Origin of the sequence: Brachyspira hampsonii, from assembly GCF_001746205.1 — a bacterium.
In the GTDB taxonomy this organism is placed as follows: Bacteria; Spirochaetota; Brachyspiria; order Brachyspirales; family Brachyspiraceae; genus Brachyspira; species Brachyspira hampsonii_B.
Genome location: NZ_MDCO01000012.1, coordinates 408,372 through 432,186, shown reverse-complemented (window position 1 = coordinate 432,186; position 23,815 = coordinate 408,372). Strand labels below are relative to the sequence as shown.

Genomic DNA, 23,815 nt, shown 5'->3' with positions numbered 1-23,815 from the left:
ATATAGATTAATATCTGAATTTTGTTATTATAGTAGTTTTGGAGGGAGTTTATATGTTTTTAAATAATTTTGATAATCTCGATTCTAAAGAAGTTTTCAGATGGTTTACTGAAATAAGTAAAATACCCAGAAGGTCTAAACATGAAAAGCAGATAAGTGATTTTTTAGTGCAATTTGCTAAAGATAGAAATTTAGAAGTATATCAGAGTAAAGAAAATAATGTAATAATTAAGAAAGAAGCATCAAAAGGATATGAAAATATAGCACCTGTTATTATACAGGGACATATGGACATGGTTTGCGAAAAAACTAATGAGTCTAAACATGATTTCGATAAAGATCCTTTAGAATTAATAGTAGAAGGAGATGTTTTAAGGGCAAATGATACTACTTTGGGGGCAGATGACGGAATTGCTGTTGCTTATGGTTTAGCCTTGCTTGATTCTAAAGATATAGCTCATCCTGCTTTAGAAGTTCTCATTACATCTGATGAAGAAGATGGCATGTCAGGAGCATTTTCTGTTACAGATGAGTATTTAAATGGTAAAACACTTATTAATTTAGATTCTGAAGTTGAGGGTGTTCTTTGGGTAAGCAGTGCAGGCGGTATTAATGCTTTATCTGAATTTAATATAGAGAGAGAGTCAAATAATTATCCTGCATTAAAAATAGAGATTACAGGGCTTAAAGGCGGACATTCTGGTATGGAAATTGATAAACAAAGAGCAAATGCCATAAAAATATTAGGAAGAGTTTTGTATTCTGTTAAAGACTATATAAATATTGCATATATAGAAGGCGGTTCTGTTCATAATGCTATTGCTAAAAATGCCTATGCTGTTGTTACTGCTGAAGATACGAATAAAGTAAAAAATATTATAGAAGAGCTTTCTGAAAATATAAAATTTGAATATAAAGTTGCTGATCCTAATATGCAGATACTTGTTGCAAATACTGAGAATGTAGAAGAATGTTATAAAAAAGAATTAACTAATAATATTATAAATTTTATGATTCTATCTCCTGATGGAGTTCTCTATATGAGTAAAGATATAGAAGGCTTAGTACAGACAAGTGCTAATAATGGAGTGCTTAAAGAAAAAAATAATAAATTGACATTTAATATCTTTATTAGAAGTTCAGTAGAAAGTTCATCAGATGAAATAGTTTTAAGGGTTAAGGCTTTATCTTCGATGACAAATTCTAATTTTATAGATCAAGATGGATATTCTGCTTGGGAGTATGATCCTAATTCAAAAGTAAGAGATATAGCTGTAAAAGCATATAAAACAGTTACGGGTAAAGATGTTTCTGTATCTTCTGTACATGTTGGTTTGGAATGCGGTATATTAAAGAAAACGTTAAAAGATGTTGATGTTATTAGTATGGGACCTAATATTTATAATGTTCATACTCCTAAAGAATATTTAAGCATATCTTCAGTTGATACAATATGGAAAGTTTTGAAAGAAATTATTAAAAATATTAAATGATCAATTTGATATTATAGTGTATTGTTTTTATTAATACATTGATATATACTAATAGACATTCTAATATTATTAAGGAGCATTAATATGATTTATAATAATATACTTGATTTAATAGGAAATACTCCAATAGTAAGGTTAAAAAATATTGAGAGAAAATTCAATTTAGACAGTAATATAGAATTGTATGGAAAAGTAGAGAAAGTTAATCCAGCAGGTTCAGTAAAAGATAGAGCAGTAAAGCAAATATTAACAGACCTAATCAAAGAAGGTAAGCTAAAAGAAGGTTCCACTATAATAGAGCCTACTTCAGGCAACACAGGTATTGCTATGGCTGCTATTGGAAGATATTTAAAACTTAATGTTATAATAGTTATGCCTTCATCAATGTCTGAAGAGAGAAGAAAATTAATAAGAGATTACGGTGCAAAATTAGAATTAGTTGATGGAGGAATGAATGTTGCAGTTGAAAGAGCAGAATATTTAAATAAAAAAATTGCTGATTCTATTATACCGGGGCAATTTACTAATAAATCTAATGTTATGGCTCATTATCTTACAACTGCACCAGAAATATTTAAAGATATTGATGATGTAAATTATATATTTTCTGGAATTGGAACAGGCGGTACGGCTACAGGAATCGGAAAATATATAAAAGATAATAATAAGAATGCAAAAGTTATTGGAGTAGAGCCGGAATCTTCACCTCTTTTAACTAAAGGACATGCCGCTCCTCATAAAATACAGGGAATAGGTGCTAATTTTGTTCCGGAAATTTTGGATTTAAGTGTAATAGCGAAAATAATAGATGTTTCTAATGATAATGCTATAAATACAGCAAGAGAATTATGTGAAAATGAAGGTTTATTTGTAGGAATATCTTCTGGAGCTAGTGTTTATGCTGCCATAGATTTTTCTAAACAAATCAGAAATGAGAGTAATGATAAAAAAATAAAAATGCTTTGTATATTGCCTGATACAGGTGAAAGATATTCTTGGAATTAATGGTGTATTTTTATGAAATTAAAGACTTTTAATGAACTGCCTAATCAAAAAGATATCAAGGATATAGTTAAACTTATAAGAGATTATGTGTTTCCTAATTTTTTTAGAGAAACTCCTAATAGAGATATTGTCAAAAAAAGTATAGCCAAACTTTATATGAAAATAGTTACTAATGATTCTTCTTTATTAGATTTTATAGAACAGCTTGATGATATTGTTGTAAGTTTAGAACATGATTTAGAGTTTTTTTATCAGTCAGATCCTGCTTCAAAATCTTATGATGAAATAATATTTACATATCCCGGATTCAGAGCAATATTTCATTATAGAATAGCACATATATTTTATAAACAAAAGGAATATTTAATAGCTAGAACTATATCTGAATTTGCTCATTCAAAAACAGGTATAGATATTCATCCTGGAGCTAAAATAGGCGATTATTTCTTTATAGATCATGGTACAGGCATTGTTATAGGTGAAACTACTATTATTGGCAATCATGTAAAAATATATCAGGGTGTTACATTAGGAGCATTATCATTGACTAATGGCAGATCTTTGGAAGGTCAGAAAAGGCATCCTACAGTATGTGATTATGTTACAATATATGCTAATGCTTCAATATTTGGCGGCAATACTACTATAGGTGAGAATACTGTTATAGGAGCTAACTGTATAGTTTTAGAGTCTGTTGAAGAAAATAAAAAGATAACATTCAATAATAATATGTCAGTATAATTAATATATTTTGTATAAAATAAAGCCTGCATTCAATTAGAATTCAGGCTTTTTTATTTATTATTAAAATTTAGGTCCGTATCTATATCCAAATTGTACCCCAATATCCACATTACCAAATGTTTCATTTTCTACAACATTTAAGTAGCTGCTTGTCTGAGCCCAATAATTTCCAAAGTCGTATCCTATATAAAATCCTAAATTAACTGCTGAATCTATACCTACAAAGAATAAATAATCAAATACAGCTTTTATATAAAGTCTTGCATATATATCATGTTTTATTTCTATATCACCTATTTCAGTGGTATAATATGAAGAATTTGGAGTTAATGTAATTTTGTATCCTACATTTAATCCTATTGAACAAGAATAAAAATTAAATTTAGGCATTATACCAAAGTACAGATCATTATCTATAAATTTGTATCTTACTGTATTATTATATTTAGAATATTTAGTTTCAGTATAGCTGTATCCCAATACCCCTAATAAACTAAATCCCATTTTTTCCTTTATTTGAAACATATACCCCAAATTTGCCTCAATACCGCCTTGAAAATTGACTTTGCCCTTAGGGTTACCCTGAACTTCTACATTTTTATGAATAACGGTAATACCCATACCTAATGGAATATTAACTATTGCTTCAAAACCTCCTTTTACTTGTGTAAATGTTGTTTTACATATCATTATAAATAATATGATTAATGTAAATATTCTTTTCTTGAACATATAAACTCCAATAAAATTTCTAATATTAATTATATAATGTTAATAATTTTTTAATTATAGTCAATAAAAAAATTATTTTGAAAAAATATCTTTACTTTTTGTTATATTTTGTTATATTTTAATTACTTATTTATGAAAAATAAATTATCTATTGTTGGAAAGGTATGTAAAAATGAAAGTCAAACGTTTTCTTTTGTTGATTTGTATAGTGATTGTGTTTTTTATGTTTGTTATAATTTCATGTTCTAAGAGATTAAATCCTTTTAATCCTAATAATAATGGAAGCAGTGAAAATATTGGAGGAGGAGAAGTAACAACTCCTATAGATCCTCCAATTATTCCTCCTATAGAAAATCCTAATGATGAGAATGAACCTGAATGGTTTTTAGATCCTGAAGAACAAATTGAACCTTTTATGGAGCAGACTCTAATTTTTACAAGTGAGGTAAATAATAATAATCAAAATAGTCCTAAACATATATATAGAATACCGGGAATAACAGTTTCAGAAAAAAATACCATAATAGCAGTTGCAGACAGCAGAAAAAATAGCTATGAAGATGTTGGTTTCGCTAATTCAAAAGCTATAGATATTGTTGTAAAAAGAAGTGAAGATGGAGGTAAAAGCTGGGGACCTGAGATAATCATTCCACCTCTTGCAACAAGTGCTAATGATGCTCATGGCGATTCACTATTTTTTTCATGTGCTAATGGAGATTTAGTGGTTTTATGTGCTGCTGGAGGGGCATATGCACAGGAAAAACAAGAATTTGGCGGGTCAAAAATTATGGTATCAAGAAGTGTTGATGATGGAATTAGTTGGAGCGATTGGAAACTTGCTGAAGGAAATGTTAATAGTTTTGGACAGGGGTTATTGTCTGGTTATGATAGAGGATTTGCAGCTTCTGGTACAGGAGCAAGACTTGCTAATGGAACTTTAATGGGGGCTATGCTTGTAAATAAAGGAACTGGAAATAATACGGTAGCGGCTGCTGTCATAGTTTCTACTGATAATGGTAATACTTGGACAGTTAGAAGTATAGCTAAAAGAAAATCAGGGACTCAAAATGAACCTAAAGTTGTTACTCAGTTAAATGACGGGAGAATTTTATTGTCAGTTCGTTCTGGAGATTGGCGAACTAAAGAAAAGAAAAGAGTATGGTTCAGGTCTGTTGCTGAATTAGGTTCTCAATGGGAAGAAATTACTCCTACAGGTAATTTTTATGACGGAGCTTGTAATGCTGAGGGTATTTTATTTACTTCTACTAAATACGGTTATGATAAAAATAGACTTATACATTTAGCATTGGATTCTAATGCAGATAGAAGAAACCTAACTGCTTTTATAAGTTATGATGAAGGTATGTCCTGGGAAAAACAAAGAGTTTTAAATTCTGGAAGAGCTGGATATGCAGCATTGGCAAGATTAAATGATGGTACTATAGTCACTCTTAGTGAGGAACAGGGCGGGCAGGCAAACTTACCTCAGAATGCAACTAAGGAACTTTATAATATTGTATTTAGAAGATTTAATTTAAGATGGCTTACAGATGGAAAAGATGCTTATACACCTCCAGATAAAACTGCTATAATGAGAAGATGGTAATTTAATATTATATAAAAGTATAAAAAAAGAAAGGAATTTATTTCCTTTCTTTTTTTATTTATAGAATTTTATTGAAATAATTATAAATATAATGTACTATTATGTTAATTATGTGATTTATTAAAGGATTTTTTATGTCAGAAGTTATAACTTTTGGGGAAATAATGTTAAGGCTTTCTCCTCCTTCAAATTTAAGGTTTGTACAGGCTAATTCTTATGATGTAAGATTTGGAGGAGGCGAGGCTAATGTTGCTTTTGCCTTATCTAATTTCGGAGTTGATGCTTCATTTGTTACTAAACTTCCTAATAATGATATAGGTCAATCGTGCATCAATGAATTAAGAAGATATGGTGTTGATGTATCGAATATAGTTTTAGGCGGAGATAGAATAGGTATATACTTTCTTGAAAAAGGTGCGAGTCAAAGAGGTTCTAAAGTTATATATGATAGGACTAATTCCTCAATATCTAAGTGTACTAAAGAAGATTTTGATTGGGATAAAATTTTTGATGGAGCTAAATGGTTTCACCTTACGGGAATAACTCCGGCACTTGGTAAAAATGTTTCTGAAGTTTGTATTGAGGCTTGCAAAAAAGCTAAAGAAAAAAACATTACAATTAGTTTAGATTTAAATTACAGAAAAAAATTATGGACATCAAAAGAAGCTAATGAAACTATGAGCAAATTAATGCCTTATGTTGATATATGTATTGCCAATGAAGAAGATGCTGAAAAAGTATTTGGTATTAAAGCAAAAGACAGTAATATTATAGAGGGTAAATTATCTCATGAAGGCTATAAAGATGTAGCTAAAGAAATAGTGAATAGATTTAAAGTAAAAAAAGTTGGAATTGCTTTGAGAGGTTCCATTTCGGCAAGTGAGAATCTATGGTCTTGTATGCTTTATAATGGAGAAGAGTATTTCTTTTCAAAAGAGTATTTAATAAAAATAGTGGATAGAGTAGGAGGCGGAGATAGTTTTGCTGCCGGACTTATATATTCACTTTTAAATGGCAAAGATGACAGAGAAGCATTAGAATTTGCTGCGGCTGCCAGCTGTTTGAAACATTCTATTGATGGTGATTTTAATATTGTAACTATTGATGAGGTTATGACAGTTTATAATGGGGACGCTTCAGGACGCATACAGAGATAGTTAGAATTTATTTTTATTCTTGACAATTTATATTCTTAATACTACAATTATAAAAAATAAATAAACTAGGAGTTTTAAATTATGAAAGAAGCAGTTATAGCTATAGATATTGGCGGAACATCTATGAAAGGAGCTGTTATAGAAGAAAACGGCAATATTTTATATAAAGATAATTTTGATGTAAATCCTAGTCATACAACAGAGGAACATAAAAAGGTTATTACAGAATTTGTTGAAAAATTAAAAATCAATATACCTAATGATTATAAAGCAGTTGGTTTAGGAATAGACTGTCCGGGAGTTATGAATAGAGAAACACTTCATATGGGAGGAGCTGAAAATATACCTGGACTTAAAGGATTAAAATTTTCAGACATTGGAGATAAATTTAATTTGCCTACAAGAACTGCTAATGATGCTAGTATGGCTGCTTTAGGAGAAGCAAAATATGGAAGCGGTAAAGAAAAGGATTATCAATCTGTAATGTTTATTACGCTTGGAACAGGAGTTGGGGGCGGATTTGTACTTAACGGACAATTATTTACAGGTTCTTTGGGCGGAGCTGGTGAGATTGGTCATGTATTTGTAGTTCCTGACGGTGATAAATGTAATTGCGGTTCAAGCGGCTGTATAGAAAGATATGCATCAGCTACAGGATTTATTGCTATGGCTAAGCAGAAAATTCATAAAGGAGTTATTCCTACATCTCTTACTTATGAAGAGTTAGATAAAGGTAAGGCAAAGGCTTTATTTGATGCTGCCAAAAAAGGAGATGAACTTGCTAAAGAAACTATTGCTGAATGTTCTTATTATTTAGGTATGTCTATAGCACAGGCTTTGAATATGCTTGATTTGGATTTGGTTCTTATAGGAGGAGGACTTTGTAAAGATTTTGATATGATGATAGAGCATATTAATAAAGGTGTTAGAAATTATGGGCTTAGAATGATGGTTAATAATTTTGAAATAAAACCCGCTTCTTTAGGAAATGATGCAGGTGTTTTGGGATGTGCCGCTTTATTTTTTAGAAATAATTGATATTTGTAATTGACTTTTTTTTATATTATGGTAATATACAGTAAACCGATTATGTTGGTAAACTTTTCCATAATAGCAAAATGTTCTTAATTATTTTATAATTTCTAAAAATATAGAATATAAAAAAGACATTGTTACTTAATTTAGTAATCAAAGCATTATGATTTTTATGATACTAATGTTTATATATGAAATTTATGGATAGGGTGCCTTAATCGGTACTCTATTTTTATTTTAAAGGATATGTTATGTCATTACCAGTTATGAAAGACCTTTTAGAGGCAGGCGTACATTTCGGACACCCAACTAGAAAATGGGATCCTAGAATGAAACCTTTTATTTTCCAAGAGAGAAATGATATTTATATCATTGACCTTATGAAAACTTTAACTTATGTTAAAAAAGCTCATGAAGCAGTAAAAGAAATGGCTAGAAACGGCGGAAATGTTCTTTTCGTTGGCACTAAAAAACAAGCATCTCAAAGCATCAAAGAAGCTGCTGAAAAATGCGATATGTATTATGTTAATAATCGCTGGTTAGGAGGTATGCTTACAAATTTTGCTACTATTAAAAAAAGTATTGCAAGACTTAAAAAAATAGAAAAAGAAGAAGTTGACGGTACTTTTGATAAACTTCCTAAAAAAGAGGTTATACTTCTTCTTAAAGAAAAAGAAAGATTAGAAAAAAACTTTGCAGGTATTAAAGATATGGAAAACTTACCAGATATGCTTTTCGTAATAGATCCTATGCAGGAAGCCATTGCTGTAAGCGAAGCTAGAAAACTAGGAATACCTGTTGTTGCAGTTGTTGATACTAACTGTAACCCTGAAGTTATAGATTATCCTATACCTGGAAATGATGATGCTATAAGAGCTATAAGTTTATTTGCAGGTGTTGTTGCTTCTGCTGTTATAGAAGGTCAGAATGAAGCAGGAAAAGAAACATTAGCTAAGCATGACAGTTCTTCTGAAGAGCCTGCTGAAGAAGTTTACGATAATAGTGCTACAGAAGCTGCTGAGGCTGTTGCTGAAAAATATGGTGTTTCTCAAGAAGATGATGAATAATTAATATAATTTGTTAATAATAAAATATTTAATATAAAGGAAAAAATTGATGGCAAATATTAGTATGGATACTATTAAAGAGCTTAGAGAGCGTACCGGCGTAGGTATAATGGACTGTAAAAAAGCTCTTCAGGAAACTGACGGCGATATGGATAAAGCTATTCGCCTTCTTAAAGAAAAAGGTGCGGCTGTTGCTGCTAAAAAGAACGAACGTATTGTTAAAGAGGGTTCTATAGGTTTTTGCATTAATGATGATAGAACTAAAGCTGCTTGTATAGAACTTCAATGCGAAACTGATTTTGTTGCTAAAAATGAATTATTCATCAATTTAGCTAAAGAAATTGCTAATACTGCTATGGGTTTAGATGATGTATCAGTAGAAACAGTTCTAAATGCTAAAGGTTCTAATGGTGATACTATTCAAGGTATGATAAATGAGGGCATACAAAAATGGGGTGAAAAAACTGTACTTGCTGAAGCTAAAGTTATGAAAACAGACGGCTTTTTTGGTACTTATGCTCACTTCAATAATAAACTTGTTGCTATAGTGGAATTTGATGTTAAGCCTAAAGGTAAATGTTTGGAAATAGCAGATCAAATAGCTATGCATGTTGCTAGTGAAAAACCTCTAGCTTTGAATAGGGAAGGAATAGACCCTAATGCTGTTAAAGAACAGAAAGAAATCTTTGAAAAACAAGTAAGAGATGCAGGAAAACCAGAAAACATGATAGAAAAAATTGTTGATGGTAAAATGAATTCTTGGTATTCTGAAAGCGTTCTTATAGATCAAAAATTATTTACTGATAATAAAATCACTATTAAAAGTTTGATAGATGAAATATCTAAAGAAGCAGGTTCTCAAGCAACTATCAAAAACTTTGTAATTGTTGCATTAGGTTTATAATTAAACAATAACTTAAAATAAAAAATTAAGCGGATTATTATTTTTTTAATAGTAATCCGTTTTATTTTTATAAAAACAAAAAAGGTTATGACTTATATCATAACCTTTTTAAAATGAGTATAATAAATGAGTTATTAGTTTATTAATCGCTGAATGATATAACACCTTCAATAATCGCTTCAAATCTTTCAGGTTCAATAATCATTACAGTATCATCTACTTTCAAGTTAGGTGCGAAATCTCCTATACTTATCAAGAAAGAGTGAGCACTTTTGTATTGTCTTGCATATTCCATAAACTGATCTACTGTATCCTGACGCATAGGATATCCTGAAGTATCTAATGCAAATGTACTCTTATATGACTGTCCTTCAGAACCGAATTTCTTAATAGTTACAAAGAATACTAATGTGTCAGATTTTTTAGTATGATCTGTAACTACATAGCCGTTTAATGTTAATATTCTATAGAAGTATTTTTCAAGATATTCTATAATATCCATTTCCAAGGCAGTTCTGAATGCATTATTGGCAATAATAGAACTATAAGTTTTTAATTTTTGATCAACATCTAAATATATATTTCTTACAGATTTAATTATTTCCCATTGTTTAACAGCCGCTTCAAACTGCTTATTTTTTACCAAAGTTTCAGCATATCTGTATCTCTCATCTACAACTTTTTCATTTGGTATATTTTCTTTAGTTAAAACTTGTCCGTAATATTCTCTTGCTTTACTGAAATTTCCAATCTCATAATAAGAATTAGCAAGATTCAAAGATATAGCATCTTTATCAGATATTTCATTACTTTCATAAGCTATTTCTAATTCTTTTATTGCATTTTGGAAGTCTCTGCTTGAAGATAATATTTCACCTAAAAGCAGGTGATATTGAGGGTTTGTATTATCTAAAGCAATAGCCTTTTCTATATTCTGCTGAGCAGCATGATAGGAACGAATTTTATAAAAACAAAATGCCAACATATATAATAGCTGAGGATTGCTGTCATTTTGTGCCGCAGCTAATGATAAATATTTTTGTGCCTGAACCCATTCTTCATAATTATAGCATACAAGTCCTGCTTTATATAATGAATCATAATCCTGATCCCTAATTTTAGTAATCATATCATATTCATCTATAGCTTTTTTACTGTTTCCTGTTTGTTCATATATTTTTGCTAAAAACTCTCTTACATTCAATTCTGTTAATTCTTTTGTAAAATAAGCTCCGTCTATCATATTTTGAAGGGCTGCCATAGCCAATATATATTGCTGCTGTTTATAGTACATATTAGCAGTCATCCATAATATATTAGCATCTTTTTTATATTTAGGGTCTAAAGTATTAATCTCTCGCATGGCTACATCATAGTTTTGTTCATTATAAGCCTGAACAATTTTTTTCAGTTTAATAGGGTATGAGCCGCTCTTTATAACATATTGAGTAGCAAAACCTAATAAAACAATTAATACTAATATTACAATTAATGAAGCTTCCACGGTTCTTATCCCTTTTATTCATAATATATAACTGGACTTCCAGTTTCTTCTGATTCATTTAAAGCATCTTTAATTTTTTTCATCATATTGTCTTTAATAACAAATACAGAAATCTTATTTGACATATTATGAGAAAAATCAAATCCGCTTACAGCTATAGATACATTAATATCTACAGATTCATCATTGTATTCAAAATTATAATTTTTCAATGCCTTAAAATATCTTTTTGTAGCTTTCCAAGCCTCTTCTTCATTTGCAAAAATTACAGAATATATAACACCTTCATAAAGCATGCATTGATTTTCACCTATTCTGGCATTTTTCTTTATTGCTTTTATAAGTTCATCTTCTAATTTTTTATAAGCATTATTTCCATATTCTTCTCTTATAGAGTTTTCATTTGATATTTTAAAAGCTATAATACCTATAGCATGCTTATATCTTTGTGAAAATGCGATTATGTTTTTAATAGTGTTTGAAAATATTTCATATTCTGATTTATCCATTTTAACAACTTCATAATCGCTATTTTCATCATTATCATCTTGTATTATATTATCTTCTATACTGTAACCTAAATTATATAATATAGTTTTATACATAAATATAATAAGTTTTTTCAAATTATATGATAATTGTATAGATATAAAAAACAATCCTATTGCCAATATACTGCTGTAAAAAGTATAATCTCTTTTATATAATAACTTTTGTATTTCCGGAACATAACTAATAGATAATATCAGTATTATAGAAGTAACAGCAAAAAAAAGTAAATTTTCTATTGTTTTAGAAATACCTGTATAACTTTTAGTAGGCTGCATTAATACTATAATGAAAGCATATAATATAGAAATACCTATCCATATCCATACCCAAACATCAAGAGTATATAATAAGTAAACAAAAAAATTCTGAGTATTAGGCGATATCAATAATATATATATAGGTATAATTACAGCACTATATATCAAAGTGCATATCATAGCGGCAAAAAAGCCGTATATATATGATTTAGATAAGTTTATTTGTTTATCTTCCATAAATAGTTCCTAATTTTTTCGCCATATTGCATTATTAAATTTAAGTTTAGGCTGAGCAAATACTTTCATCATTTTTTCTAATTCTATTTTATTAGAATAAATAGCATATTCAAGCCCTTTTCTGCCTTTACTTATAGCAGAAATAAAACTTTCTTCTGTTATAGAAACTGCATTAGCTCCTAACATAAAGTATTTAAACACATCAGCCCCATATCTAGGAGATTCAGTAAGCCATAATAACTGCATTTTATGACTATTATGCAGATTACATGCTACTCTATTAATAGTATCGGCAACTTTTTCCATACCTTTTAATGCATACCTATTATTATTTGAAAAATATACAGCATTTGCATGTGCCGAATTAATATGATGTATATCATTTTCATTAGATATTCCTTTAATTATTACAGGTATATCTATTTCTTTTATTAATTTTGACAATTCTTTTTCGCTTCTTATATGTATTTTATTATTGGAATTAATATTATAACAATATGAGAAATCTATTCCCACAGCACAAGCACCATTCTTTTCAGATTCTCTTAATCTTTGCAGTAAAACATCTTGGGTATTATTACCATCAATCATAATAATACCTCTTTTTTTATCTTTTACAGTCTTTATAGATAATTCAAATAATTCTTCATTATTGAAATCATTTAATATAGCCAATACTTCGCAATTAGAAGCACTATCCATTACAGTTTCATAATATTCTCTTATATCCATTATTCCATCTATTACTTCAGTTAAATTATGTATTGTATCTATAATTACAGGCTGAGAAACATGAGTGTTAAATAATGTCGTTTCTAATTTCACTTCTTTTTCTTCATGTATAATACTTGGATTAAATGAATAATTTGAAAGTCCTGTTTTTTCATCTATATTATCTTTAAATAGATAATTTGCATTATGTTTTGATGCTAATTTTTCCTGAGCTATTCTTTTTATTTCTTCTACTGTTATACTTTTTTCATCTGTAAGTTTGAAATGAACAGCATTTATAGCCTTATTTGCTATTGCTACAGCCTCATCTCTTGTTTTTCCTACAGTTATAACATTACCTGCTTTTTCCAAGTTATTTGTAGGTGTTACTAATATATCTCCTGTTTTTGTTTTTATAAATACTTCTTTAACACCTTCTATTTTTTTAGCATTTTCAACCCCTTCAATAGATTCTATTATTCCTGTACCCGGAAGAAATGCTTTTTCAACGGAAACTTTATCCCATTTAGGTTTTAAATCGCTTGGAGGATTTCCTAATGCTATTTCTATTGCATTTTTTATTAGATTAACACCTGTAGAAAGAGGGTAGGTATAGGCACTCATAAATCCGCCGGATAATCTTGCAGCAATTTCTCCAACCATAGCACCATTTTTTGTAACTTTAATATCACCTTTGGCAGCTCCAATTTTCAAATTTAATGCTTTTATACCAGCTTTCATTACATTTATAGCATCATCTATCTTTTCTTTTTCTAATGCAGAAGGCATAATATGACCTGTTTCTATGAAAAATGGAGGAAACTCTATTATTCTGTCAGCAACCCCTGTAACATATATCTCATCATTATATATAAGCATGTCAATAGATAGTTCCGGACCGTCCATAAACTCTTCTACTATTACTTCCCCAGAAGGCGAGGCACTTTTAGCTCTATTAAATGCTGCTAATATATCGCTTTCACTTGATACTTTCATTACACCGCGAGCACCCATATTATCAGCAGGCTTAACAACAACAGGAGTATTTAAATGCTTATATGCCTCCATAGCTTCTTCATAATTCCATACAGGAAAGAAATTCGGCTGAGGTACATTGTTCTTTTTGAATCTTTCACGCATTCTTATTTTATTTGATGCGGCATAAGCATCTTCAAATCTATTTCCCGGAAGTCCTAAAGCATTGGCAACTGCGGCAACAGTAGAAGAAGCATCAGTACCTACAGTTATAACTCCATGTATTTCCATTTTCTGACTTAAATCTCTTGCCGCCCTTACGCTTCCATCAACATCTCTAGTAGAAACTACCATAGGATAATCAGCTATTTTCATTCCATGTGCATCTTTATTATAATCAAAAACTATTGTGTAAAGTCCCATTTCCTGAGCTATTTGTATTGCAGGTACTTGCAATAAACCAGCACCTATTATTATTATACGCTTGCCTTTCATATAAATATTGCCTTTTATAATTAATTTAAAATATTCCTATATAGTGTTATTAATATCGAAATTTTAATACCAAACTAGAGAATTTTTACTTACCTGTATTAATATTATTGAATTTTAGTAAATATATATTATAATTCTCAGCAAATATATTTTTATTAATGATTTTCATTAAAAAAATTATTATTTTATGGAGAATTAAAATGAACAAACTACTATTTATCTATTTAACTATTGCTATGACATTTATAGTCTCATGCGGTAACAAAGTTTTAAATCCGCCAGAGAGTATTGATGGTATAACTTATTATGATCCTAACAATGTAGAAATAAGTAAATTTAATGCTCTTATTTATATAGGTGCTGATCTTCATATTATTAATACAGAGTTTAAAAAAATTGCTGAATCGGATAATGCTATAATTTATATTCAAAATGGTCAATCATTTGATATGGATAATGTAAAGAAATTATTTACTAAATTTGAAGTAAATTATGATGAGGAAATAAGAGTATATGGTGAACCAATATCTTTTCCAAGTATTAATGATGATAAAATGGTATTCTTGATATATAATTTTTATCCTAATTCAGAGCCTGGAGATTTTGCAGGTTTTTTTTATGGAGCCGATTTATTTGACTACGAGGCAACTGCTAATAAAGGTAAATATATGTATATAAATATTTATAGTATAAATAATCCTGATGCCGTAGTTGGTACAATGTTGCATGAATTTCAGCATTTAATTAATGCTAGTGTAAATTTAAAAAATTCAGGAAAGGAAATGGATGTATGGATGAACGAGGCACTTTCAGAATCAACATCTGTTTTATTTGAACCTTTGACAGCCGATTCTAGAAAAAGATTTTTTAATAACTATCCTTATTATTCTTTTTTTTCTTGGAAGATTAATGAAATTATTGGGAATATAAATACTGAAAAAAGTTCTATTAATTCTCTTTATTTTAGTTATTGTTCTTCGTCAGTATTTATGAGGTGGATTAACCATATAGGCGGTAAAGAAGCTATTAGAGCCATAGCACATTCAAGTCCTTCATTAGACTCAAAAACTAGATTGGTTAATTCTGTTCAAAGTTTAAATATTGGTAATAGTCTAGAGGAGATATTTATTTCTTGGATAAAAGATATATATAAAGGTAATCTTACAGATATTAAAGTTCAAAATATCCCATTTGATGCATTTGTTAATTCTTTAACAGATCCTAGTAAAGGATTGCCTTTGGCACCTGGAGGATTCGTTATTTATGATGCTGATGAATATGATTTGAACAATAATGAAGTTAAAAAAGAAGTTTTGGATTCTCAAAATAATATTTATTTAGCATGGAATGGCAATTTTAATTCTGTTAGTAGTGAAGGGGAAGTTAATCCTAATGATGTTATATGGATTAATGCAAGAAATATTTCTTCTTCTGCATCATCTTTATCAAAAAGCGAAATGTTTGACTTTGATTATTTCGAATATAATAAAATTTATATAGATAAACTATTAACACCTGAAGAAGTTATGAAAGCTAAATCTAAAAAATAAATATTAATAATATTTCATAAAATTAGGCTGCTGTTTAATAAATAGCAGTCTAATTTTTATAATAATTTTTGTATTGTACGCTAAGCGGGTAGGGGAATACTTTCCTCAATTATAAATAAATTAATTTTGAAATAAGTATATGTAATTTTAATTAAGTCCATTTAAAATAAATATTCTATTTATTACTGTTATACATTAATAAATTATAATATATTTAATTTATTAAACAAAAAATTCAATAGTATAAGAAAGTATTTATATATTAAATTTTAATATTAACATAAGATTATTATATTCCTAATAAATAATAAAATAAAATCAAAAATATTTAATAAAAGAATTGACAATCAAAGATTTATTTACTATACTATAAATATAAATGTTACAGTACACGCAACTATAAAAGAGATTAAAAAATGAATAAAAAACCTAATATTATATTAATAACAGCTGATCAAATGAGAGCCGATTCTATAGAATACATAAATGATGAAGTAAAAACACCGGTATTAAATGAATTAGCAGAAAATGGAAGCGTATTTACTAATTCTTTTTGTTCGAGTCCTGTATGCACACCATCAAGAGCATCAATTTTTACAGGAAGATATCCTATGAATACAGGTGCTTGGAATATAGGCACAGAATTAAATGAAGATGAAATAACACTAGCAGATCATCTAAAGAAAGAAGGTTATTTCAATGTAGCTTCAGGTAAAATGCATTTCAGGCCTCAGTTAAAAAATCTGAATTGGGAATTTGAAGATGTTCCAAAAAGAGATAGGGTAAGAGAAAGAGATAAAACATATTATGGATTTGATATAACACATATAACAGAAGATGATAAACAAGGGGAGTATTTAGATTTTGCAAATAGTCATGGATGCAATTTGGAAACAGGTAAAGGACAAGATGGAATTAACCCTATAAAAGAAGAATTACATCAAACTTATTGGACAGCACAGAAAGCTATAGATGAGATAGATAATTATAATTTTGATAACCCATTATTTATGTGGGTTAGTTTTGTAGATCCTCATCATCCATTTGACCCTATAAAAAAATATTATGATCTTTATAAAGATGCTAAACCTAAAGAACTTAACAGTAAATTAAAATTAGATAGCAGAAGACCAGAATATTTAACTAAACAAGGAGACAGAGGTTATTGGCCGGGGGGAGGTGAAGAACATAACTATTCAGAAAAAGAAATTGAAGAGATAAAAAAACTATATTATGGTATGATTAGTTTTATAGATGCACAGATAGGACGGATTATAGATAAATTAAAAGAAAAAAATGAGTGGGATAACACAATAATAGTATTTACAAGTGATCATGGAGAATATCTAGGAGATTATGGACTTTTAAGAAAAGGTCCTTTTATGTATGACTGCCTCATAAAAACCCCTTTACTATTTTATGGAAAAGATATTATAAAAAATAAAAGTGATGAGATAATAGAAAATATAGATATAGTACCAACAGTATTGGAATTAATAGGAAAAGAAGTACCATATGGTATACAAGGTCATAGTATAAAAAATATACTTACGGGAAAAGATAAAGAGAAAACATATAAAAAAGGTGCTATTGTTACTTATGATGCTCATGATAGAGGAATATTTATAAAAACTTACAGAACTAAAAAATACAAACTTTCTATATTTTTAGATGAAGAATATGGTGAGTTATATGATTTGGAAAAAGATCCTAATGAAGAGAATAATTTATTTTTTAATAAAGAATATGATGATATAAAAAATAAATTACTTCTTGAAATGTGTCATAAGCTGATAGAGTGCAGTGATCCTCTGAACAAAAGATATGCTAGTTGGTAATTTTTATTTAAATAAAATATTATTAAAGGAGATAATAAAATGAAAAAAATATCAAAATTTATTATTACGCTGCTAATTGCAGTTACAGGTTTGTTTATATTAGCATCATGTTCTAATAAAGGAGGATCATCTTCTGGGGATGCAAAAACATTAAAAGTATCTGTAATGCCTTTTTTAAACTCTGTACCTATTGAGTATATGATAAATAATAAATTAGATGAAAAATATGGTTTTACAATTGAAACAGTATATTTTCCATCAGGCGGTCCTATGAACGAAGCATTAGGTGCAGGTTTGTGGGAAGTTGGTACTTTAAGTGCTGCTTCTGTTTATTCCTTAGCTAATTATAATGCTCATGTTGTTGCTGATATAGGACACTCTGAAGGCGGAATAGAAGTATTAGTTAATCCAGACTCTGACATTTTAACTGTAAAAGGTGTTAATAAAGACTTTCCAGAAGTTTACGGAGATGCTGCTACACTAAAAGGTAAAACTATAGCTGTACCTACTGGAACAATATCACATTTAAATGTTATACATTGGCTAAGAGCTATAAATGTCGATCCTAATACTGTGAATATAGTTCATATGGAATTCCCTCAAGCATATCAGGCATTAAAAGCAAAAAAAATAGATGCTGCTGCTTTGAATCCTCCTACTTCTTTTTCTGCTGAAGCTGACGGAATGAAAATAGTTTCAAGTTTAACTACATTAAATATACCTCAGTTTGACTCAATAATAGTGTCAGATGAAGCATTTAATAATAAAAAAGATACTATAGTTTTATATATTAAAGCATTCTTAGAAGCATGCGATGCATTACAAGCTGATACTAATATGGCAGCAGAAGAATTATTAAATTGGTATACAAAAAACGGCTCAAGCTCTACTATAGAGGCTTGTCAATCTGAAGTAGCTACTCGTCCTTTTGTTACTACAGAAGAAATTAAAAATATAAAAACAGGTGATTCTGTAAGAATAACAGCTGACTTCTTTGCAAGCCAATCACTTATTACAGAAGATAAATTGCCTATTGTTGATAAGAATGTAGATACTGAATTATTAAATAAAGCATTAAATTAATAATAATTATAATTGTAAAGGACTTTATATGGAAGAGAATATAATAATTAATTCCTCACTTAGAGAAAAAGAAAAAATTGTCATAGCCAATAAAAAAAGAGAGAGAAATAAATTTTTTATTATATCTGTAATATCTGTTGTAATATTTCTTATAATATGGCAGTTAATAACAGATGTATTTAAATTATTTCCTTCGTATTCTCTTCCAAGTCCTTATACAGTTTTTAAATCTTTTATTTATAAACTTACAAACAAAGCTCCAGATAATGGTACATTATTGCAGCATATATTAGCATCTTTGCAAGTAGCATTAACAGGTTATTTTTTAGGTGCTCTTATAGGAATACCTCTAGGAATATGCATGGCTTGGTTTAGTAAATTTAATTTAGTAGCTACTCCATTATTCGATCTTATAAGACCAATACCTACTATAGCATGGATACCTATGATGATATTATGGTTTGGTATAGGATTAGGAGCAAAATCAGCAATAGTATTTATGTCAGCATTTGTGCCTTGTGTTATTAACACATACAGCGGAATAAAAGCTACTACGCAGGTACATTTATGGGTTGCTCAAACTTTCGGAGCTTCAAGAGGGCAAATGCTTAAAGAAGTTGCAATACCTACAGCTTTACCTTATATATTTACAGGACTTCGAGTATCATTGGGGGCATCTTGGACTTCTCTATGTGCTGCAGAAATGCTTGCTGCAAGCAGAGGTTTGGGATTTATGATACAGTTAAACAGACAATTGGCCAGAGCTGATTTAATAATAGTTGGTATGCTTACAATAGGGGCGGTAGGTGCTATTCTATCAGTAGGATTAGGATATTTAGAGAAAAAATTTGTTAAGAGATGATAGGTGGTATTTATGAAAGATAAAAAAAGAATTAAATTATCCGATTTTGAAAAACCTATTTGGGCAATTATATCCATAGCAGGATTTTTAATTGTATGGCAATTATTAACAACTTATACCCCTATAAAAATAACTACACCTAAACCATTAGAAGTATTTAAGTTTTTAATATGGAGTATTAGTCATAATATAGGACAGCAGACCATATTAGGTCATGTACTAATAAGTATATTCAGAGTATTAGCAGGTTTTGCAATAGGTGCTGTAACAGGAATTATACTTGGTATATCTATGGGAGTAAATAAATATGTAAGATCCATAGTAAGACCATTTTTTGAAGTGTTCAGACAAATACCTCCTATAGCTTGGATACCTATGGCTATACTTTGGTTCGGAATAGGGGAGGTTCCAAAAGTATTTATAATATTTATTGGTACTTTTGTTAATGTTACTTTAAACGCTTATGCAGGAAGTTCTCAGGTTAATCCTACTTTAATAGGGGCTGCTAAAATGCTTGGATCTAATGACAGAGATATATTTTTGCATGTTATACTACCGGCTTCAGTGCCTCAAATATTTAATGGTATGCAGGTAGGTTTTTCAGTAAGTTGGATGGGCGTATTAGCAGCAGAAATGGTTAGTTCATTTGCAGGTGTAGGATGGGTTATAATAAGAGGATCTGATACTGCAAATATACCTCAGGTTTTGGCTGGTATGATAACTATAGGTATAGTTGGTTTATTATTATCTTCTTTAATGAGATATATAGAAAAAAGATTAACTATTTGGAATTCTACAGGAATATAAAATTAATTTAGGTTGTGTTATGGAAAATAAAACTATTATAAAAATGAATCATGTAAATAAAGTATTTTTCAGCGAACATGGATATAAAGAAGTTATAAAAGATATTAGTCTTGAAGTTAAAGAAAACGAATTTGTAGTATTATTCGGACCTGGTCAATGCGGAAAAACTACATTAATAAATTTAATAGCAGGACTAGAAACATCAGAAGACTCAGATATAGTAGTTAATGGTAAAAAGGTAACATCACCGCACCCTGAAAGAGGTGTTGTATATCAGACTACGGCTTTATTTCCATTTTTAACTGTGATTGAAAATGTAGAGTTCGGTCCTAGAGCAAGAGGCATACCAAAAAAAGAAAGAAGAGAAAAAGCTAAATATTATATAGATCTAGTAGGGCTTAATGGATTTGAAAATAGTTATCCTAATCAATTATCAGGAGGTATGAGGCAGAGGGTAGGTATAGCTAGGGCTTACTGCAATGAACCTGTTGTAATGCTTCTTGATGAGCCTTTCGGACATTTGGATGCACAAACGAGGTATATGATGGAAGAAGAAATTGAAAAAATTTGGCAGAAAGAAAAGAGAACTGTTGTATTTGTTACTAATAATATTGAAGAGGCTGTATATTTAGGCGATAGAATAATACTTCTTACAAATTGTCCTACAGTTGTAAAAAAAGAATATATTATAGATTTGCCAAGACCTAGAAAATTAACAGATCCTAATTTCTTAAAAATTAGAAATGAAATAAATGACAATATGGATATAACTTTATAACATTAAAAGGATATACTTATGACAAATGATACTAGAGAAGTTAAAGTAAAAGTTTCCAGACTTACAAAAAAATTCGGTGATTTATTGGTTTTAAATGATATATCATTTAATGTTATGAAAGGTGAGTTTTTATGCATAGTAGGTCCTACTGGATGCGGTAAAACTACATTTTTAAATAGCCTTACAAAATTATATAAGCCTACTTATGGTGCTATACAAATAGATGGCGAACATGTAGATTTGAAAAAACATGATATAGCATATATATTTCAGGAGTATTCTACTATGCCTTGGCTTAAAGTAGAAGATAATATTAAATTCGGATTAAAAATAAAAAAACTGCCTGAAAATATAATAAATGAAAGAGTTGATAAGGTTATAAAAATGGTAGGACTTGAAAAGTTTAGAAATTTTTATCCAAGCGAACTTTCTGCTAGTATGCTTCAAAGGGTAGTTATAGCAAGGGCATTTGCAGTGGAACCAGAACTTCTTTTAATGGATGAGCCTTACGGACAATTAGATGTATCTTTAAGGTTTAAATTAGAAGATGAACTTTTAAATATATGGAAAACTTTAGGAACTACAATAATATTCATTACTCATAATATTGAGGAAGCAGTTTATTTGGGAGAAAGAGTTTTAGTATTGACTAATAAGCCGACTTCTATAAAAAAGGAAATACATATAGATTTGCAGCATCCAAGAAATATTGCTGATCCTAAATTTGTTGAATATAGAGAAGAGATAACCGAACTTATAAAATGGTGGTAATATATACTAAAAATAAATAATAATATAAAATGCTATAATAAATTTTCTCTGAATATTACTTGCGTTTCTATGTATGTGTATCTTTTATCCGGTATAGTTTTTGTGAGTAAATATTCAAACAAAACTTTTATTGCTCTGTATCCTTGTTCTTTTGGATTTTGTGTTATTGAAGCTATAATACCTCTGTCTAAAAGTCCTTCTTTTACAACATCTGAAAAGTCATAAGTTATTATTTTTATTTTATTGTATAGCCCTAATTCTTTAATGGCATTTATAACATATTTACTAGTTTCGGCACCGGGACATATAACAACATCCGTATTTCTATATTTTAATAAATAATCTTTACTTTTATTAAAATTAAGATTATTATCTTTTTCCATTTCTATTATAGACTGAAGCCTAACATTTTGATAGTCAGTTTTAAGTCTATTTACCAAACTATCAACACGTTTTTTATTTCCAAGCATTTTATTAAAATTATTAGAAAATACAAGTAAATTAATATGCTTTCCATTAGATATAATATTTAAAATAGAAGCGGCTATTTCTCCTGCTAAATCATAATTGCATCCAACATAAGCTATACAATTATTGCTATTTATAAAAGAGTTTAAAAGCACAATAGGAAAATTATTATTATGAAGCTCTGATATTTTATTTATAACTCTATTATCGTTTATAGCAACTATTGCCATAGCATTAGCACCTTCTTTAACAGCATCATCTATAAGATTTAATTGATTGTCTGCATCAAAATCTTTACAGCGTTTTATAATAACAGACATTCCAAATTCTTCTATTTCTTTTCCAGCAATTTCTATACCTTTTATAACATCTTCAAAAAATACATTATTATAAGTATTAAGTACTGCAGCTATTTTAAATTTCTTTTTTCTAATGGCTAATGATTTGGCTATCTTATCAGGTTTATAATTTAATGACTTAGCAATATCAAGTATTTTCTGTTCAACCTCAGGATCTATTCGTCCTCTATTATTTAAAGCCCTATCAACAGTTCCTATTGAAACACCTGCAAGTTTAGCTATTTCTCTTATTGTAGCCATATAAAATCCTATTTTTTTACTAAATATTATAATATAATGCTTTTATTTTTTATGTCAAATATTTTATTATAATTTTTAATTATATAAAAAACATATAATTAAATTATATATTGATAATATTTGATTATATATATATCATACTTGTTCTAATGAGATAGTTATATTATAAATGAGTTTATGCTCAATATAAGAAAATAATATAAAAATACTATGCTGCATAAAAATTACAGCTGTTATTAATTTGATTAAATAAGGCTAGGGTAGATAATACGAAAAGCATCTGAAAAATAAGTTGTGGTTTGGTATGACTGTGCATTTCGTATGGCTAGTTCATACAATCTTATAGAAATGAAATTAATTTTGAAATAAGCATATTATGATGCAGTATTATTTCAAGATAAGAATAGACATGTTTCAAAACTTTGTATTATTATGTTAGGCAAAGGACTGAGTATTTATATACAATAATTAATATTATCGATTTAATATAAAATAATAAATTTTAAAATAATAAATTTGTAAATTTATACAGTTAATATTAGAAATATACAATATAATTTTATTTACAGTAATTTTATCTACATA

At 28.8% G+C, this 23,815-nt stretch carries 20 protein-coding genes; 15 read left to right on the top strand and 5 right to left on the bottom strand.

Annotated features, from left to right (window positions below; translation table 11 throughout):
* The first annotated feature begins 53 nt into the window (after positions 1-53).
* The 3 genes from BFL38_RS10870 to epsC all read left to right on the top strand — a co-directional run bounded on the left by BFL38_RS10870 (position 54) and on the right by epsC (position 3,239).
* On the top strand, positions 54-1,493 hold the full coding sequence (locus BFL38_RS10870) for an aminoacyl-histidine dipeptidase (RefSeq protein ID WP_069727059.1): 1,440 nt from the start codon (positions 54-56) through the stop codon (positions 1,491-1,493).
* Between the two features lie 84 nt (positions 1,494-1,577).
* Entirely contained in the window at positions 1,578-2,498 is a 921-nt protein-coding gene (locus tag BFL38_RS10865; protein WP_069727058.1) for a PLP-dependent cysteine synthase family protein, read from the top strand.
* A 12-nt stretch (positions 2,499-2,510) separates the two neighbouring features.
* A complete protein-coding gene (gene epsC / locus BFL38_RS10860; protein ID WP_069727057.1) occupies positions 2,511-3,239 on the top strand; it encodes a serine O-acetyltransferase EpsC in 729 nt (242 codons plus the stop codon).
* Between the two features lie 63 nt (positions 3,240-3,302).
* On the opposite strand, the gene BFL38_RS10855 is transcribed toward epsC, so the two are convergent.
* On the bottom strand, positions 3,303-3,974 hold the full coding sequence (locus tag BFL38_RS10855) for a hypothetical protein (protein WP_069727056.1): 672 nt from the start codon (positions 3,972-3,974) through the stop codon (positions 3,303-3,305).
* A 223-nt stretch (positions 3,975-4,197) separates the two neighbouring features.
* On the opposite strand from BFL38_RS10855, the gene BFL38_RS10850 reads away from it, so the two are divergent.
* The 5 genes from BFL38_RS10850 (at position 4,198) to tsf (ending at position 9,743) form a co-directional block, all read left to right on the top strand.
* Positions 4,198-5,580: a sialidase family protein gene (locus tag BFL38_RS10850; protein WP_069727055.1), complete on the top strand. Its 1,383-nt coding sequence runs from the start codon at positions 4,198-4,200 to the stop codon at positions 5,578-5,580.
* A 134-nt stretch (positions 5,581-5,714) separates the two neighbouring features.
* Positions 5,715-6,737, top strand: a complete 1,023-nt coding sequence (locus BFL38_RS10845; RefSeq protein WP_069727054.1) for a sugar kinase — start codon at positions 5,715-5,717, stop codon at positions 6,735-6,737.
* Positions 6,738-6,818: 81 nt separating this feature from the next.
* A complete protein-coding gene (locus BFL38_RS10840; protein ID WP_069727053.1) occupies positions 6,819-7,775 on the top strand; it encodes an ROK family protein in 957 nt (318 codons plus the stop codon).
* A gap of 248 nt (positions 7,776-8,023) precedes the next feature.
* Positions 8,024-8,839 (top strand): 30S ribosomal protein S2, encoded by an 816-nt coding sequence (rpsB, locus tag BFL38_RS10835; protein ID WP_008725173.1) that lies wholly within the window; start codon positions 8,024-8,026, stop codon positions 8,837-8,839.
* A gap of 49 nt (positions 8,840-8,888) precedes the next feature.
* Positions 8,889-9,743, top strand: a complete 855-nt coding sequence (gene tsf, locus BFL38_RS10830; RefSeq protein WP_069727052.1) for a translation elongation factor Ts — start codon at positions 8,889-8,891, stop codon at positions 9,741-9,743.
* Positions 9,744-9,885: 142 nt separating this feature from the next.
* Here tsf and BFL38_RS10825 read toward each other — a convergent pair whose 3' ends face one another.
* The 3 genes from BFL38_RS10825 to BFL38_RS10815 are packed head-to-tail and all read right to left on the bottom strand — an operon-like array spanning position 9,886 to position 14,474.
* Entirely contained in the window at positions 9,886-11,247 is a 1,362-nt protein-coding gene (locus BFL38_RS10825) for a tetratricopeptide repeat protein (RefSeq protein WP_069727051.1), read from the bottom strand.
* A 14-nt stretch (positions 11,248-11,261) separates the two neighbouring features.
* Positions 11,262-12,293, bottom strand: coding sequence for a hypothetical protein (locus tag BFL38_RS10820; protein ID WP_069727050.1), 1,032 nt, complete (start codon positions 12,291-12,293; stop codon positions 11,262-11,264).
* 9 nt (positions 12,294-12,302) lie between these two features.
* The gene (locus BFL38_RS10815) at positions 12,303-14,474 is read right to left on the bottom strand and encodes an alpha-hydroxy-acid oxidizing protein (RefSeq protein ID WP_069727049.1); all 2,172 of its coding nucleotides are present in this window, start codon (positions 14,472-14,474) and stop codon (positions 12,303-12,305) included.
* Between the two features lie 200 nt (positions 14,475-14,674).
* On the opposite strand from BFL38_RS10815, the gene BFL38_RS10810 reads away from it, so the two are divergent.
* The 7 genes from BFL38_RS10810 (at position 14,675) to BFL38_RS10780 (ending at position 22,163) form a co-directional block, all read left to right on the top strand.
* Positions 14,675-16,024, top strand: a complete 1,350-nt coding sequence (locus BFL38_RS10810; RefSeq protein ID WP_069727048.1) for a hypothetical protein — start codon at positions 14,675-14,677, stop codon at positions 16,022-16,024.
* A gap of 416 nt (positions 16,025-16,440) precedes the next feature.
* A complete protein-coding gene (locus tag BFL38_RS10805; RefSeq protein WP_069727047.1) occupies positions 16,441-17,862 on the top strand; it encodes a sulfatase family protein in 1,422 nt (473 codons plus the stop codon).
* A gap of 39 nt (positions 17,863-17,901) precedes the next feature.
* Entirely contained in the window at positions 17,902-18,945 is a 1,044-nt protein-coding gene (locus BFL38_RS10800; protein ID WP_069727046.1) for an ABC transporter substrate-binding protein, read from the top strand.
* A gap of 28 nt (positions 18,946-18,973) precedes the next feature.
* On the top strand, positions 18,974-19,807 hold the full coding sequence (locus BFL38_RS10795) for an ABC transporter permease (RefSeq protein WP_069727045.1): 834 nt from the start codon (positions 18,974-18,976) through the stop codon (positions 19,805-19,807).
* Between the two features lie 12 nt (positions 19,808-19,819).
* A complete protein-coding gene (locus BFL38_RS10790; RefSeq protein ID WP_069727044.1) occupies positions 19,820-20,614 on the top strand; it encodes an ABC transporter permease in 795 nt (264 codons plus the stop codon).
* 19 nt (positions 20,615-20,633) lie between these two features.
* A complete protein-coding gene (locus tag BFL38_RS10785; RefSeq protein ID WP_069727043.1) occupies positions 20,634-21,392 on the top strand; it encodes an ABC transporter ATP-binding protein in 759 nt (252 codons plus the stop codon).
* Between the two features lie 18 nt (positions 21,393-21,410).
* Positions 21,411-22,163 carry an ABC transporter ATP-binding protein gene (locus tag BFL38_RS10780; protein ID WP_069727042.1) on the top strand — a complete coding sequence of 251 codons (753 nt, stop codon included), beginning with the start codon at positions 21,411-21,413 and terminating at the stop codon, positions 22,161-22,163.
* A 32-nt stretch (positions 22,164-22,195) separates the two neighbouring features.
* On the opposite strand, the gene BFL38_RS10775 is transcribed toward BFL38_RS10780, so the two are convergent.
* Positions 22,196-23,230 carry a LacI family DNA-binding transcriptional regulator gene (locus BFL38_RS10775; RefSeq protein ID WP_069727041.1) on the bottom strand — a complete coding sequence of 345 codons (1,035 nt, stop codon included), beginning with the start codon at positions 23,228-23,230 and terminating at the stop codon, positions 22,196-22,198.
* Positions 23,231-23,815 lie beyond the last annotated feature (585 nt).

Coding starts and splice junctions, on each gene's coding strand:
- BFL38_RS10870 (WP_069727059.1), top strand. CDS start 54: ATGTTTTTAAATAATTTTGATAATCTCGATTCTAAAGAAGTTTTCAGA.
- BFL38_RS10865 (WP_069727058.1), top strand. CDS start 1,578: ATGATTTATAATAATATACTTGATTTAATAGGAAATACTCCAATAGTA.
- epsC (WP_069727057.1), top strand. CDS start 2,511: ATGAAATTAAAGACTTTTAATGAACTGCCTAATCAAAAAGATATCAAG.
- BFL38_RS10855 (WP_069727056.1), bottom strand. CDS start 3,974: ATGTTCAAGAAAAGAATATTTACATTAATCATATTATTTATAATGATA.
- BFL38_RS10850 (WP_069727055.1), top strand. CDS start 4,198: ATGTTTGTTATAATTTCATGTTCTAAGAGATTAAATCCTTTTAATCCT.
- BFL38_RS10845 (WP_069727054.1), top strand. CDS start 5,715: ATGTCAGAAGTTATAACTTTTGGGGAAATAATGTTAAGGCTTTCTCCT.
- BFL38_RS10840 (WP_069727053.1), top strand. CDS start 6,819: ATGAAAGAAGCAGTTATAGCTATAGATATTGGCGGAACATCTATGAAA.
- rpsB (WP_008725173.1), top strand. CDS start 8,024: ATGTCATTACCAGTTATGAAAGACCTTTTAGAGGCAGGCGTACATTTC.
- tsf (WP_069727052.1), top strand. CDS start 8,889: ATGGCAAATATTAGTATGGATACTATTAAAGAGCTTAGAGAGCGTACC.
- BFL38_RS10820 (WP_069727050.1), bottom strand. CDS start 12,293: ATGGAAGATAAACAAATAAACTTATCTAAATCATATATATACGGCTTT.
- BFL38_RS10815 (WP_069727049.1), bottom strand. CDS start 14,474: ATGAAAGGCAAGCGTATAATAATAATAGGTGCTGGTTTATTGCAAGTA.
- BFL38_RS10810 (WP_069727048.1), top strand. CDS start 14,675: ATGAACAAACTACTATTTATCTATTTAACTATTGCTATGACATTTATA.
- BFL38_RS10805 (WP_069727047.1), top strand. CDS start 16,441: ATGAATAAAAAACCTAATATTATATTAATAACAGCTGATCAAATGAGA.
- BFL38_RS10800 (WP_069727046.1), top strand. CDS start 17,902: ATGAAAAAAATATCAAAATTTATTATTACGCTGCTAATTGCAGTTACA.
- BFL38_RS10795 (WP_069727045.1), top strand. CDS start 18,974: ATGGAAGAGAATATAATAATTAATTCCTCACTTAGAGAAAAAGAAAAA.
- BFL38_RS10790 (WP_069727044.1), top strand. CDS start 19,820: ATGAAAGATAAAAAAAGAATTAAATTATCCGATTTTGAAAAACCTATT.
- BFL38_RS10785 (WP_069727043.1), top strand. CDS start 20,634: ATGGAAAATAAAACTATTATAAAAATGAATCATGTAAATAAAGTATTT.
- BFL38_RS10780 (WP_069727042.1), top strand. CDS start 21,411: ATGACAAATGATACTAGAGAAGTTAAAGTAAAAGTTTCCAGACTTACA.
- BFL38_RS10775 (WP_069727041.1), bottom strand. CDS start 23,230: ATGGCTACAATAAGAGAAATAGCTAAACTTGCAGGTGTTTCAATAGGA.